This is a genomic window from Cohnella herbarum, assembly GCF_012849095.1.
GTDB lineage: Bacteria > Bacillota > Bacilli > Paenibacillales > Paenibacillaceae > Cohnella > Cohnella herbarum.
In genome coordinates, this window is sequence record NZ_CP051680.1 from 3,024,032 (window position 1) to 3,039,775 (window position 15,744).

Consider the following 15,744-nt stretch of genomic DNA (forward strand, 5'->3'; position numbering starts at 1 on the left):
CCATGCGCAACGGCATATGTACAGTGCTTCCAATCGTCAAAAAGCGGTGCCCGTCTTGCGGCACCGCTCCGAGTATGCTTATTGCTAGACTTAAGCTTTACTGCCTAAAGCGATCCATTGAATAAACCCTTTGGGCTCGGGTCCCAACCGGGTACGAAATACGATAAGTTCAACCTCGTTCGGACGTTTGGCTCCAAGTATGCAACTGCAAGACGGATGATCCGACATCGCAACCATCGTATAAGCGTTATTCGCGAATGGAACCGCAAATGGAACGACCAACCGCATCGATTCCATTCCTCCCTGGAAAGCATACTGCTGGTTACCGAATAGCAAGCTCACGCCTGGCAGTTGGGCCGTCACGGGCTGGAAGCTGAGCTTCTCCTCGCTTACGCTTCCATCCACCAGGTGCTCATTCGTAACGCTGTACAGGGCCAGCTTCGAACTGTCTACGCTATCGTCTGCCAGTTGAGCGCCTCTAATGCTGCCTGCTTCAAGCTTCGCTCCGCCTATGCTGCCATCCTCAAGGTGATTGCCGGTAATGCTGCCTAATTCTAGCTTAGATCCGTTAACGCTATTGTCTGCCAGATGCTCGGTTTTGACGCTGCCGAACTCAAGCTTGCTGCTAGTAATACTGCCGTCCGCAAGATGCTCGCCGGTAATGCTTCCGTAATCAAGCTTTTCTCCGGAGACGCTCCAGTCCGCCAGATGCTCGCCGGTGATACTGCCGAGTTCAAGCTTGGATCCAGTGACGCCGCCATCTGCCATGTGCTCGCTTGCGATGCAGCCAAGTTCCAACTTCGAGCTTCCTATGCTTCCGTCGGCAATATGATTTCCGTTTAAGCTGCCTGCTTCAAGCTTCGCTCCGTTGATGCTACCATCTGCCAGATGTTCGCCCGTTACGATGCCTGACCCGAGTTTCGTTCCGCCAATACTGCCATCTGCCAGATGTTCGCCGGTAAGACTACCTTTAACCACATGCTCGCCGGAGACGCTGCCTAATTCAAGCTTGGATCCGGTGACGCTGCCATCTGCCATGTGCTCGCTTGCGATGCAGCCAAGTTCCAACTTCGAGCTTCCTATGCTTCCGTTGGCGAGATGCTCTCCTTGTAAGCTGCCTGCTTCAAGCTTCGCTCCGTTGATGCTTCCATCTGCCAGATGTTCGCCCGTTACGATGCCTGACCCGAGTTTCGTTCCGCCAATACTGCCATCTGCCAGATGTTCGCCGGAAAGACTACCTTCAACCACATGCTCGCCGGAGATGCTGCCTAATTCAAGCTTAGATCCGCTAACGCTCCCGTCCGCCAACTGATCGCTCGTTATGCTGCCGGCTTCAAGCTTCGCACCTGTTAGGCTTCCGTCAGCTAGATGTTCGCTCGTTACGCTGCTTGCTTCAAGCTTTGCTCCGCCTACGCTCCCATCCGCCAACTGCTCGCTTGTTACGCTGCCCGCCCCAAGCTTAGCGCCTGCAATGCTGCCGTCCGCCAGATGATCGCTCGTTACGCTACCCGGAATAAGCTTCGCTCCGGAAATACTGCCATCCGCCAGATGATCCCCGAAGATGCTCCCTAACCAAATATGCGACCCGCCAACGCTTGCTACCGCCAGGTGGTCTCCCGTAATGGAGCCGAACTGGAGCTGAGCTTCTCCAACGCTACCCTGAGCTAGATGCTCGCTCGTTACGCTGCCAGCCTCAAGCTTCGCTCCACTTACGCTCCCATCAGCCAGATGCTCGCTCGTTACGCTGCCAGCCTCAAGCTGCGCTCCACCGACGCTTCCATCAGCCAGATGTTCGCTCGTTACGCTGCCAGCCTCGAGCTGCGCTCCACCGACGCTCCCATCAGCCAGATGCTCGCTCGTTACGCTGCCAACCCCAAGCTGCGCTCCACCTACGCTCCCATCAGCCAGATGTTCGCTCGTTACGCTGCCAACCCCAAGCTGCGCTCCACCTACGCTCCCATCAGCCAGATGTTCGCTCGTTACGCTGCCAGCCAAGAGCTTCGCTCCACCTACGCTCCCATCAGCCAGATGTTCGCTCGTTACGCTGCCAGCCTCAAGCTTAGCTCCACCTACGCTCCCATCAGCCAGATGTTCGCTCGTTACGCTGCCAGCCTCGAGCTTCGCTCCACCTACGCTCCCATCAGCCAGATGCTCGCTCGTTACGCTGCCAACCCCGAGCTTAGCTCCACCGACGCTCCCATCAGCCAGATGCTCGCTCGTTACGCTGCCAACCCCAAGCTTAGCTCCACCGACGCTCCCATCAGCCAGATGCTCGCTCGTTACGCTGCCAGCCTCGAGCTTCGCTCCACCGACGCTCCCATCAGCCAGATGCTCGCTCGTTACGCTGCCAACCTCGAGCTTAGCTCCACCGACGCTCCCATCAGCCAGATGCTCGCTCGTTACGCTGCCAGCCTCAAGCTTCGCTCCACCGACGCTCCCATCAGCCAGATGCTCGCTCGTTACGCTACCAGCCTCGAGCTTCGCTCCACCTACGCTCCCATCAGCCAGATGCTCGCTCGTTACGCTGCCAACCCCAAGCTTCGCTCCACCGACGCTCCCATCAGCCAGATGCTCGCTCGTTACGCTACCAGCCAAGAGCTTCGCTCCACCGACGCTCCCATCAGCCAGATGCTCGCTCGTTACGCTGCCAGCCTCGAGCTTCGCTCCACCTACGCTCCCATCAGCCAGATGTTCGCTCGTTACGCTGCCAGCCTCGAGCTTCGCTCCACTGACGCTTCCATCAGCCAGATGCTCGCTCGTTATGCTTCCCGCTTCAAGCTTAGCTCCGCTTACGCTGCCATCGGCGATATATTCGCTCGTGACGCTGCCAGACACTAGCTCCCTAACGATCTCTACCGGATCCGCAGCGGCCGATTGCGCTTGTTGCAGTTGATCGAGCAGTTCCCTGACTTCCGATGACAGCTTCAAACTGGTCACGCTACCGTCCGCGAGCTGCGCTTCCGTTACGACTTGAGGTTTAAAGTGGCTGGAAGTTATCGTCTGTTCCCCGAGATGGTAACCGAGTATCGAACGCGGAATGATATGGGAGGAACTGACGCTTCTCACCGCTATTTTCTCGGCGTTAACCGAACCGGCCGCTAATTGGTTGGTTCCAATGCTTCCGTCGCTCAATTTCGCGCTAGAGATCGAACCGTCGGCCAATTGGTCGGTTCCTACCGCACCGATGGCTAGCTTCTCGGAGCTAACCGCCCCCTCCGCTAACCGGTCCTCGGTAACTTGGTTTCCGACGTAAGTCATGAATTGGAATAGCGCCGGCGACAGGTTCTCTAGCGTAACTGCCCCTTTGGCAAGCTTGGTCGTCGTCACCGAATCATCGATCAATTGATCGGATCCGACGCTAGCATCCGCCAGTTTCTCGGTTGTGATCGACCCGTTGGACAGCTTGGCGTCCGAGACGCTTCCATCGGCCAGAATGTCCGCGCTAACCGCTCCAACGGCCAGTTGACTCGTTCCTACGCTTCCGTATGCCAGCTTCTCCGTCGTTACGGAGCCGTCGAGCAATTTGTCCGTTGTTACGGACCCGTCGGCCAATTTATCCGACGTCACCGAACTGTTCGTTAATTGGCTCGTTCCGACGCTGTCACCCGCAAGCTTATCCGTCGTAATGACGCCGTCTATCAATTTAGAAGTCGTGACGCTGTCGTCCGCAAGCTTCTCTTCCGTCACGGATTTATCCGCTAGTTGCTCCGTGCCTACGCCTCGGTTTGCGAGCTTCCTTGAGCTGACCGAACCTTCGGCCAGCTTGGAACCCGACACGCTGGCGGGAGCAAGAATATCCTCCGTGACCGAACCTTCGGCTAATAGACCCGTACCGATGCTCCCGGCAACAAGCTTCTCCGGCGTAATCGTGCCGTCAAGCAGCTTCTCGGTCGTGATGCTTCCATCGGCCAAAATATCCGTTTGAACCGCGCCAAACGCCAGTTGACTCGTTCCCACGCTGCCGAGAACAAGCTTCTCCGCTGTTACGGAACCGTCTGCCAACTTATCCGATGTTACGCTTCCGTCCGCTAATATTTCCGATTGGATCGCTCCGGTTGCGAGTTGACTCGTTCCGACGCTCTTAATCGCTAGCTTATTCGCCGTTACGGAACCGTCTTTCAGCTTAACGGACGTCACGCTGTCATCCGCCAATTTATTGGCGGTTACGGAATGGTCAACCAATTGACTCGTTCCCACGCTGTCGCCCGCAAGTTTATCGGCGGTGACTACCCCGTCGATGAGTTTATCCGTCGTGACGCTTGCATCGGCCAAGATGTCCGCATGAACCGCGCCAACCGCCAATTGGTTCGTTCCCACGCTTCGGTTCATCAGCTTCTCGGGAGTTACCGCGCCATCCGCAAGCTTCTCGGACGTTACGCTTCCATCGGAGAATTTGTCCGCGGTAACCGCGCCATCGGCAAGCTGATCCGCTCCAACGCTGCCGATGGCCAATTTCTCGGTCGTCACGGCTCCGTTCGTCAGCTTCGCGTCCGTAACGCTCTCGTTCGCGAGAATATCCTCGTTTACCGAGCCTAAAGCCAATTGATTATACCCAACGCTGCTGTACGCAATCTTTTCGGTTGTCACCGATCCGTTTGCGAGTTTATCCCCGGTTACGCTGTTATCGGCTAAGATATCCGATAACACCGAGCCAACGGCCAGTTGCCTCGTTCCGACGCTGCCGTCCGCCAGCTTCTCCGGCGTAATTGCGCCATCAAGCAGCTTCTCGCTAGTAATGCTCAAGTCGGCAATAATAACCGAGCTTACCGATCCGACTTGCATTTGATCGGTTCCGACGCTACCCGCGGCGAGTTTCTCGATCGTTACCGCGCCGTCTGTCAGCTTAGCCGTCGTAACGCTGTCGTCGGCCATTATTCGCGAGATTACCGAACCGTCCGCCAAGTGAATCGTTCCAACTTGACCTGCAGCAAGCTTCATGCTCGTAACCGAACCGTCCATTAATTTAACGGTCGATACGCTTTCGTCCGCAAGGCTAACCTCACCGACGGAACCTTCCGCCAATTTCTCCGTTCCTATGCTGCCGTCCGCAAGCTTTTCAGCCGTAATCGTTCGATTTTGCAGTTTGTCGGCGGTTATGCTTCCATCCGCGAGCTTATCCTGTGTAATCGCCCCATCCTGCAATTTCTCCGTCGTGACGCTCCCGTTCGCAAGAATGCTCGCAACGACCGAAGCTTCCGCCAATTGGCTCGTTCCGACGCTGCCTTCCGCAAGCTTATCGGCGGTTACGGCGCCATCGAGAAGCTTAGCCGTCACTACGCTGCCGTCTGCCAGAATACTGGCTCTAACCGAGCCGATCGCCAATTGTTCCGTTCCTACGCTATCGAACGCAAGCTTGTCGGTCGTAACGGCAGAGTCCATCAGTTTAACCGTCGACACGCTGCCATCCGCGAGAATGTCGGCCTCGACCGAACCGGGAGCTAATTTCTCCGTTCCTACGCTTCCGTCCGCAAGCTTATCCGTCGTTACCACGCGATTCAGCAATTTGTCCGTCGTGACGCTTCCGTCTCCAAGAATGTCCGCGTTTACCGAGTTGACGGCCATCTGTTGCGTTCCGACGCTGCCGGAAGCCAGCTTCTCCATCGTAACGGAGCGATCCAACAGCTTCTCCGTCGTTACGCTTCCGTCTCCAAGGATATCCGCGACGACCGCGCCCGCCGCCAATTGCTGCGTTCTGACGCTGCCGGAAGCCAATTTCTCCGTCGTAACCGACCGATCTTGAATCTTCTCCGTCGTTACGGATTTTGCAACGATCTTCTCCGACGACACGCTATCGTCCGCGAGCTTATCCATCGTGACGCTTTCTTCGGCAAGCTTGGCTTTCGTGATCAATCCGTCGGCGAGCTTATCCTCCGTAATCGTCTTGTCTTTAAGATGAACGGCGCTTACCGCATTAGGTTCTAGTCTCTCGGAATCGATGCGGCGTTCCCCGTTCTTGGCTAAATCGAGCAAATCGGGAGCAAGATGGGAAACCGACACCGTGCCTTTGCGCAGGTGATAACCGTGAACGGCTTCCGACATCAGATGTTTGCCGTTGATGCTTTCCGCCTGTATATGATCGATACCTACGCTATTCGCGGCTAATTTCTTCGAGGTGATGCTCTCCTCGGCTAATTTATCCGTCGTAATCGAACGTTCCGCGATGGAGGCTTCCTGGACGCTTCCTTTGGCGAGGTGCGCGGCGCCGACGGCGCCTTTCTGCAAATGGACCGCATCGATTAATCCGGCCTGAAGATGACTGGAAGAAATCGCATGCTCCCCAATGTGGAACTCCCTCACGGCCCCCGGTTGGAGCTTGCTGCTATCGACGCTTCGGGATGCGAGCTTGCTTGCGTCGATAATACCGTCGTTCAGATGCAACTCGCGGATGCTTTTCTCGGTTATGTGTATGCCTAATACGGATTGCTCGACCAAATGTCTGCTTTCCACGGTACGGGAGGCTAATTGCTGCGCCTTCACCGATCCGTCCGCGAGCTTCTCCGCCGTAACCGAGCCGGCTGCCAAGATCGACGAATCCACGGCGCCTTCGCTAAGATGTAATTGCTTGACGACCTTCGGTTTCAAATGTTTGGAGGCTACCGATCCTTCGGCCAATGTTCTACCGGATACGGCACCGTCCTGCAATGCCTTCTCGTAGACCGTATTGTCGGACAGCTTATCGGACGTGATGCTATCGTCCGCGATCTTGGCCGTCGTCACGGCCATATCCGCTAATTTATCCGTAGACACGCACTCGGGGGATAACTTCAAGGAAGTAATTAAATGATCGGTCAGATGGTGCGAGAAAACCGCGCGTATTCCGAGTTGCCTTTCTCCAACGGCACCGGGAGCGATATTTTTTTCGGTTATCGATTCGATCTGCAACGCTCCCGTGCCGACGGATCCGTTCGCGAGATGAGCGGCTCCTACGGCGCCTTGCTTGATATGTTTGTTATCTACGGAATCCAGAGCCAGCGCCCCGCCCGTCACCGATTCCGTTCCGAAATGATGCGCTTTAATCGCTCCGGCAGCGACCTGATCCGACGTCACGCTCTCTTTCGCAAGATGCTCCGTCTTGATTGCGGCAGACGAAACATGTTGGCTTCCCACGGATTGCTCGCCGAGCTTATCGGAATTAACCGCCGCGTCCGCCAGTTGGAATTGACCGATCGCTCCTTCCGTGAGGTGCTGCGATTGAACCGTATTTTTCGCTAATTGGGCGGCTCCGATCAAGCCTTCCTTCAGATGCTCCCGTCCGATCGCATGATCGACCATATGCCGGCTATCCACGGACTTATCCATCAAATGCCGCGAATCTACGATGGCTTCCGCTAATTTCTCCGAAACGATGCTCCCCCTGGCAATATTCCGGGTTTGAACGGCCTCGTCGGCTATTTTCGGCGAAACGATGCTTTGGTCCGCGATTTTCGACGACGTGATGGCATGATCGACCAGCTTAAGCGTAGTAACGGACTGCTCCGCCAGTTTGGAAGCCGTGATCGTCCCATCCGCCAGATGCCTTGTCTTAACGACCTCGTCTTCGAGATGTTCGCTCTTTACCGATCCGACTTGAAGATGCTCGGATTGCACCGCGCTGAGCATCAGCTTGTTTGCCGATACGGATCGATCGGACAGTTCGCGCGTACCGACGGCTCCGTCCGCGAGATGCTCCGCCGCCACGGCGCGCGGAGCCAAATGCTTTCCCTGCAACACTCCGAGAGCGACATGTTCGGATAGAACAAGTCCTTCCGCGAGATGCTGGGTATCAATTGCGCCCCGTGCCACTTTATCCTTCGAAATCGCACCGTCGCGCAGCTTCGAAGTCGTTACGGACCCGTCGGCTAATTTCGAAGTATCGATGCTTTCATTGGCTAAATTTTCGCTGCGAATCGCGCCGCTGCGAATCTTTTCCGTCGTAATAATCTGGTCCTGCAGCAATTCCGATGTAATGATCGATAAGTTCAAATGCTTGGACTGAATCGATCCCTCGGCGATTTTATCCGAACTGATCGTCCGATCCGCCAGCTTCTCCGAGGAGACGCTCCCGTCTCGCAGCTTCTCGCCGGTAATCGAACGATCCCGAATCTTCTGCCCGGATATAGAGTTTTTGGTGAGATGATCGCCAACGACGGATTCCGGCGCTATCTTCGATGAAGTTACGGATCCGTCCGCTAATTTAATCGAAGTCACCGCGAAATCCGCCATTGAATCCGTGCTTACGGAATCGGCTGCCAAGTGCATCCCTTTAACGGCGAAAGGCGCCAACTTCTCGCCCGTGATCGCCTCGTCCGCGATATCGTCCGTATAGACGATCGGAGCCGGACGCGAGGGGATCCGTTTTTCCTCCAGCTTGGAGTGGCGTACTTCCCTATGCGTCGGAGGCTCCTCAACGATTTCCTCCAACGTTACCGTGTCCGGAGATGCCGCATTCATCTCCGCAATCGAATACGCGTTATGATCCTCGTTCAACATCGCGACCAGATCATTCGTCGATTGCATGCTTTCGGCTTGCAGCGATTCGACAACCGCAACGACATCCGGCAGTTCGACGGGCATAGGCAACTCGATTGCCGGAGGCAGCGCCGTTGCGATCGACACGATCTCTTCCGCTTCCTGCACCGTCGAGACGAACTCCGAATACTGCGGTAGCGCGGGCATCGAAGCTACCGGAGTCATCGAGAGCACCTCTAGCTCGGGCTTCTCTCCGTCCGATCCGGTTTTGGTTATTGGAGCTTGCTTGCTCTGCGCTTGCGTGATCTGCGTTGGCTTGCTTTGCGTTTGGCTTTCTGCCGATTGCTGCGTCGCTACGGCCGACCCGTGGATGGAAATGGACTTGGCTTGCGTTTTTTGTATGTCATCCAGCCATTTCAGCTCGAGATTGTTCGGATTATCGACGTAATAAAGCGGCTTCCGCGTTTTGGATGTCTTGCTCGTCTGTTTCTTTTTCATGTGCCTCTCCTTCCTGATCATCGAAATCTTCAGTATCATATGCATTCACCCATGGGCACGTCACGGGATCGGCGACATTCCTCGTAGAGGCAACCCTTTTGTTCAAACTTTAAACAGCCCTCCACGTAAGGCAGACTATCGTCCTCTTCCCGGGAATGGTTGTCTGCTTGTCCGTTTACATAGCGAAAAAAGCCCTCGAGAGAAACGAGAGCGACGATAGAAATATGGGGTTTAGCCTGAACGCCCTATCCTCCTAATCGGAATTGCGCTGAAATCCGAGCCATCGTTCCGCCGTATGCCGCCACGTAAAATGGTTCAGCACCCTCTCTCTTCCCCTTCGCCCCATCTCCTTGCGCATCGTTTCGTTAACGAGCAAGTTGCTAATGCGGGAAGCAAGCTCTCCGACGATGCCGGGCGCTTCGGATGGCACGAGAAACCCGGTCGATCCGTCGACCACGACCTCCTTCATCCCTCCCGCTCTCGTTGCGACGACGGGGAGTTCGGCTGCCATCGCCTCCAAATTAACCAATCCGAACGCTTCGCGGCCGACGGACGGAACGACGGCGATATCCGCCATGACGAACCAATATGGAATCTCATGGTGAGGGACGTAAGGTTGAAAATGAACGTGATGTTTCCACCGGGAAGCTTGCTTGTGCAGCCGTCTCGTATAAGCCGTTTGCCTATGGGAGCCGTATTGCGCGCTTCCTACAATAACGATCAGCACGTCCGGCGCGTTCGCGATCAATATCGGCAACGTATTCAACAGGTGGTGTATGCCTTTTTGCGGCACTAATCGCCCGACGTACACGACGATCCGCCGGTTGCCCCAACCGTGCTTAGCACGCCAATGCTCCCGCATACCCATGCCTTCGACCGTCGATCTTCCCGGAAACCGCTCCGTGTCCACGCCAAGATGGTTCACTTTGATTTTACCGGCCGCCTGAGGCACTTTCTTCTGAATATAATTTCGAAGAAATTCGCTGTTCACCTGAATGATATCCGCAGCTTGAAGGCATCTGTTCCTTTGCTGCTTGCTCAGATAGGGAGCATTGATAAAGGTAATGGAGTGTAAGTTCAGCCAGATTCGACTATGCGGAAAAGATTGTTTCAATCGGGGGACCCATAACGGACGATTCTCTACCTGAATGACGTCCGGCTTGGATTGGGTCAGCCTTTTTCTTACGCTTTGGAAATAAAGGGCTTTATTCGCGCCGGTAAAACGTTCGACCGTAACGCCGTTCAAGTTGCCTCGGGAAGGAAGCCGTTTGCCGATTCGTCCGTAGATCGTGGCATGGACATGCGGAAGAAGCCCGGGGACTACTTTCTCCACCACGCGTTCGACCGATCCTCCCATCGAGGACGGGATCGGGTAAGCTCCGGGAGTAATGAAGGCCGCTCTTAGCATCGTCGTAGTCTCCTTACCGGCTAAATCTCTATTCGTCGTGACAGCATATACGTATGCTAACGGATTAGGCACGGCTTCTATCCTATATGAGAAGGACTATTGCACTTTGTCTAACGATGTGTCACAATTCACGGGAATGACTTTAATGACAAAGGAGTGCTCGGCCGCATGACTCGTTGGCTGCTGCGCATGATGACGGAGCTGTCCTCACGCAAATTCGTATCTCAAATAACCGGACGTTTCGCTAAATCTTCTTTAAGTCGCCGTTGGATTTCCCGCTTTGCCGCGATGTACAAAATTCCGGTAGAAGAGGCGGAGAAAGCGTTGGGAGAATACCGTTCCCTGAACGAATTCTTCACTCGCAGGCTTAAACCCGGCAAACGCCCGATCGATCAAACCGCAAGCGCTTTAGTCAGTCCCGTCGATGCTAAAATAACCGGCTGCGGCGTCATTAAGAACGGCATGCTGCTTCAGGTTAAAGGTCAAGATTACACGATCGAAGAACTGCTGAACGGTTCTCCGAGACTGTCCCAGTACCGCAACGGTTACTTCTGGGTTCTCTATTTAAGTCCGACGGACTATCATCGGATTCATTCGCCTTGCGAAGGCGAGATCGTCGAAACCGAACATATTCCCGGTCGCGTATATCCCGTAAACGAATTCGGCCTGACGTCCATGAAGCGCGTACTCTCCCGTAACGAGAGATTAGTCACGTATATTCGCAACGAAGTCGGCGAAACCGCCGTCGTCAAGGTCGGCGCATTGAACGTAAGCAGCATTAAGTACGTCGAGCCTATGCCTCGAACGCTTGGACGCGGGGACGAGCTCGCTTATTTCGAATTCGGTTCCACCATCGTTCTCCTGACGGAAGACGGCACCTTGCTGCCCCGCCCGAATCTCAAAACCGGAGACCAAGTCCGCATGGGCGAGAAGCTTGGATCTTTAACCCGCTTGTCGTAAAGATCATATGAACATTCGAGAAAAAGTAGTGGCGCAGAGAGTTTATCCTGCGCCACTACTTTTGGGTCTGGGTCAATCTATAAATCTATACACATTACGGAGGATGAAATCGAATGTCCGAGCAGACAAACAAGATCAATGTCGGTAATCTCGATTCGAATATGACCGTTGAGAATGTCCAAGATACGTCGCTTAGGTGGCTGTCGCCTTTGGAACCGCCCTTTCGAATCGACGGTTTCCCTTGGATCGCCAAGGAAGGCAAGTACCGTCGCCTCCCCGTTGCTCCGGCCGACGACCTGCCCGAGGCGGTCCATATGCTGGCCAATTGTACTGCAGGTGGCCAAATTCGCTTTCACACGAATTCTTCCAAACTTTCGATTAAGGTCAAGCTAACGGGATCGGGAGACATGTACCATATGCCCGCCACCGGGCAGTGCGGCTTCGACTGCTACTTGGGAGCTCCCGGCAGCGAGCATTTTTGGGGAACAGCCGCCTTCGATCACACGAAAGAGGAATATGAAGCGCAATTCTATGACTGGAAAATGAAACGAGAGATCAACGTCAAGCTGTACTTCCCTCTCTATCAAGGCGTCCAGGAAGTATGGATCGGCATAGACCCGGACGCCGAGCTCGACGCTGCACCCTCTTTGGCCAGAGCCAAGCCTGTCGTTCTGTATGGCACTTCGATCCTGCAAGGAGGTTGCGCCTCTCGTCCAGGCATGGCTTATCCGGCAATCTTGAGCCGCTCCATTCCGCTCGAATTCGTCAATCTCGGCTTCTCGGGCAACGGTAAAGGCGAACCGGAGCTCGCTCGGACGATCGCGGAAATCGCCGATCCGGCCTTGTTCGTCCTGGACTACGAAGCAAACATTGCATCGGTAGAACAGATGGCGTCGACTTTGCCCGTTTTTATTCGGATATTGCGAGAACGCCACCCTACCGTGCCCCTATTGGTCATCTCCAAAATTCGCTTTGCGAAGGAACGGTTCGATGAAGGGATGTTGAACATGCACGAGAACCTTAAACGAATACAGAAGGAAACCGTCGAACGGTTAAAGCAGGATGGAGACGCCAATATCCATTTCTATGACGGCTCCGAATTGCTGGGGGACGACTTCAGCGAATGCACCGTCGACGGCGTGCATCCGACCGATCTCGGCTTTCTTCGAATGGCTCGGGCGCTTGAACCGACGATTCGGGAACTCGTAAACCCTCACCTGCATTGATATAAGGCAAAGATTGATCGACCGTCAACGAATTTCCGAAGGGCTTTTCCCCGTATATTGCTTAAATTGCCTGCTGAAGAAAAAGATATCCCGGTAACCCAGCGCATCCGCGACTTCCGTAACGTTCATGCCCGCATGCATGAGCAAGTGCTGCGCCCGTTCGATTCTCGTTCGGATCATGTACGTCTGGACGGACATGCCGATAAGCTCCTTGAATTTGATCGAAAAATATCTGGAAGACAATCCGGCCCGTTTCCCTAGGTCGTCTACGCGATGAACGATGCCCGGATGCTGCTGGATGTAGTTCGCCACTTCCCGAATGCTCTCGGTCAACTGGTTGCTCGCTTTGCGTTCGACGGGCTCCTCTCGGTCATGTCGCAGCAAGTGAATAATGAGTTGCTTTAGAATCAGTTGGGCTTCGATCTCTGCGGCGAATGTACGAACGAGGAACAAGCGAACGTATTTGGCCAGCATATGCTCGAAATCGAAAGTTTCGTCCAGTTGACGGTACGGCTCGGGAATCTCGTTGACCGGCTCCGATACGTCGAAGTGAATGTATGTGAGCACGAGCGGCTTCTGCGGATTATGGGTCGCGCTCGTATGGTCTCCCGGACGGAAAAGGAAACAGCTGCCTTTGCCCAACGTATACGGCTTGCCGTTGAGGAACAGCTCCCCTTCCCCGCTCCATACGTAGAAAATATCGAAATTAGCTAGCGGTTTCTCGCGTTTCTGCCATTTCCATCCCGGCTCGCAGGAAATTTTGGCGAACGAAGACAGCAGCACGAACGATGAAGGTGATACTTCAAGCATGAACGGTTCCCCCTTGCCCTCGGTTGGAGTCGATCAATCCTAATGTTTGCGCTATGCGTCGAATCAGCTTGATTCCTTGTTCGATTTGTTCTTCATCCATATGAGCGAATCCGAAGAGGGCCGACGGGTTAGGTTGCTGCGATGAATCGCGATTCGGCATATCGTACAAGGAGCCTTCCCTCCAAGTTAAGCCTCTCCCCGCGCATTCGCGAACCAACCGTTCATAACCTTCGGCGGATCTTTTCCATCTGGCGTACACATGTAATCCCGCGTCGGACGGAATCACTTCGAACAAGCCCTCCAGATGGCTTTCCAAGCCTACCCTAAGCTGATTTTCGAGCTTGCCGTAAATTCTGCGCATTCTGCGCAAATGCCGGTCATAGCCGCCCTCCGTCATCCACTTAGCCAAGGCCAACTGCTCGGCGATCCCCGTCGGATAAGGATCGTACAGCTTCTTGGCCGCAATGAACGGCTGGACGAGTTCCTTCGGTACGACCGCGTAGCCGATCCGGACCCCGACGCTCATCGAGCGGGAGAACGTTCCGACGTAGATGACCCGACCTTCCCTGTCCAACGATTTCAACGGTTCGATCGGACGGCCTCCCCAGCGGAAATCGCTGTCGTAATCGTCTTCGACGATCCACGCGTTCCTTCTGGAAGCCCAGGCGAGCAACGCTCTCCGCCGTTCGTAACTCAATACCGCACCGGTAGGAAATTGTCGGGTCGGAGTGACGAATAGCAGTTGGGCAGCCCAGTCTTGCGGAACGATGCCGTTCCCGTCCACTTGTTCGGCAATCACGTTCGCGCCGGTCGCTTCAACCGCATTCAGAATCCCCGTGTAGCTCGGGTTCTCCAGGACGGCCGTTTTTCCTTCCTCCAACAATAATTGGGTGAGCAGCGCGATGGCCTGCATCGATCCGGCGGTGATGATCACGTCGTCCGGGTCGCAAGCGATTCCCCTCTCACGCCTCAGCCGTCCCGCAATTGCCTGACGGAGTTCGAGACTGCCTTCCGTCGTATAACCGCTATTCCTCCAGGAAGTTCCGAACTTCTTCCATTGCAACGCAACTTCGGCCTTCCATTCCATCCAAGGGAACCATCCCGCCCCGACGCCTTCGGGGACGAAGGACAGGGACGACGGCCGAGCGACTTCGGATGGCCTGCTTCTCGCCGGCGGGGAAGTTTGACCGTTCGGCTCGGCTTCCTCGTTCGACACTGCGAGAGGCAACTGCTTGTCCATTAAGCGTCGTCCCCACTGGGTAAGATCAGGCTCGACCGATGACTTACTGGCCTTATCCGCAGCGTTGCCGAGATCGTCTTGAAGCCAGCCCGAGACGAAAGTCCCTTGCCCGACGCCAGCTTGAACGAAGCTTTCCGCCGTTAGCATCTCATAGGCCAAGCTGACGCTGCCACGGGACAATTCATATAGCTCGGCTAGCTTGCGCGTGGAAGGCAACCTTTCTCCCGGGGCGAGTTTGCCTTCGGTAATCGCTTCGCGAATGGCCAAATATAACGCTAGATGTTTGCTTCCGCATTCGGCGAGTTTCGCGGAATAGGCAAAAGGCGTACCCAGATGTTCCACCCCTTTTGAAATGGACTAGTCTTTTTAATGTAAATTGGATCTTTTCTCTTGTCAATAATCCATCTAAACTAATCCTCAACCAACCCGTCACGGAGGCGAAACTTGATGAGAAGAAAAGAATTCGAAGTATCGGAGCCGGAGCTAACCGATCAATTTCTAGCTGAACGAAATGACGGCGTATTGACGTTCAACGGACCCGACGGGTGGCCCAAAGCGGTTCCGCTCAATTACGTATTCAAGGATCGGGTCATTTATTTTCACGGAAGCAAGCAGGGGGAGAAAATGAAAGGGTTGCACCGCGACCCGAGGGCGGAATTCGTCGTGTATCAAGCGCATGCGTTCATCCCTTCCTACTTCTCGGATCCCTATCTGGCTTGTCCGGCAACCGTGTACTTCCGTTCCGTCCGCATTCGAGGCTTGGTTACCCAAGTCGAAGATTCCGCGGAGAAAGCAACCGCACTTGCCGCTCTATTGAAAAATATGCAGCCCGAGGGCGGTCATGCCCCGATCGATGCGGAAGATCAACGGTATTCAGCCTCCTTGCGGGGAGTGGCCGTGCTGCGTCTTGATCCGGATGAGATGACCGGCAAGTTCAAATTCGGGCAGAACTTATCGAATCAACGAAGGGAACAGGTGGCCCAAAGCCTGGAGCAGCGAGGTCTTTCGGGAGATGCCGACACGATAAAGCGCATGCGCGACAGCGCGTTAAAGTGTCCGTATGGTGAATCCTAGAATATTTCGCGTCTTTTTTCCACGAATCCGGTCGATTTCCATGACGCTCCCCCTTCAATGGTGTATAATATCACCTAATG

General features: G+C 54.9%; 7 protein-coding genes. 3 read left to right on the forward strand and 4 right to left on the reverse strand.

Going from position 1 to position 15,744, the window contains the following annotated elements; all coding sequences use genetic code 11:
• Window positions 1-90: 90 nt before the first annotated feature.
• Both HH215_RS13385 and HH215_RS13390 read right to left on the reverse strand, forming a co-directional pair.
• Window positions 91-8,946, reverse strand: coding sequence for a WIAG-tail domain (locus HH215_RS13385; protein WP_169280368.1), 8,856 nt, complete (start codon window positions 8,944-8,946; stop codon window positions 91-93).
• 253 nt (window positions 8,947-9,199) lie between these two features.
• Entirely contained in the window at window positions 9,200-10,354 is a 1,155-nt protein-coding gene (locus HH215_RS13390; protein WP_169280369.1) for a glycosyltransferase family 4 protein, read from the reverse strand.
• Window positions 10,355-10,522: 168 nt separating this feature from the next.
• On the opposite strand from HH215_RS13390, the gene asd reads away from it, so the two are divergent.
• Both asd and HH215_RS13400 read left to right on the forward strand, forming a co-directional pair.
• Window positions 10,523-11,314: an archaetidylserine decarboxylase gene (asd, locus tag HH215_RS13395; protein WP_169280370.1), complete on the forward strand. Its 792-nt coding sequence runs from the start codon at window positions 10,523-10,525 to the stop codon at window positions 11,312-11,314.
• 113 nt (window positions 11,315-11,427) lie between these two features.
• The gene (locus HH215_RS13400) at window positions 11,428-12,540 is read left to right on the forward strand and encodes an SGNH/GDSL hydrolase family protein (protein ID WP_169280371.1); all 1,113 of its coding nucleotides are present in this window, start codon (window positions 11,428-11,430) and stop codon (window positions 12,538-12,540) included.
• Window positions 12,541-12,564: 24 nt separating this feature from the next.
• Here HH215_RS13400 and HH215_RS13405 read toward each other — a convergent pair whose 3' ends face one another.
• The gene (locus HH215_RS13405) at window positions 12,565-13,350 is read right to left on the reverse strand and encodes a helix-turn-helix domain-containing protein (protein ID WP_169280372.1); all 786 of its coding nucleotides are present in this window, start codon (window positions 13,348-13,350) and stop codon (window positions 12,565-12,567) included.
• A complete protein-coding gene (pdxR, locus tag HH215_RS13410; RefSeq protein ID WP_169280373.1) occupies window positions 13,343-14,932 on the reverse strand; it encodes a MocR-like pyridoxine biosynthesis transcription factor PdxR in 1,590 nt (529 codons plus the stop codon). The genes HH215_RS13405 and pdxR overlap by 8 nt, the downstream gene beginning before the upstream one ends.
• A 105-nt stretch (window positions 14,933-15,037) precedes the next feature.
• On the opposite strand from pdxR, the gene HH215_RS13415 reads away from it, so the two are divergent.
• The gene (locus HH215_RS13415; RefSeq protein ID WP_169280374.1) at window positions 15,038-15,664 is read left to right on the forward strand and encodes a pyridoxamine 5'-phosphate oxidase family protein; all 627 of its coding nucleotides are present in this window, start codon (window positions 15,038-15,040) and stop codon (window positions 15,662-15,664) included.
• Window positions 15,665-15,744: the final 80 nt, after the last annotated feature.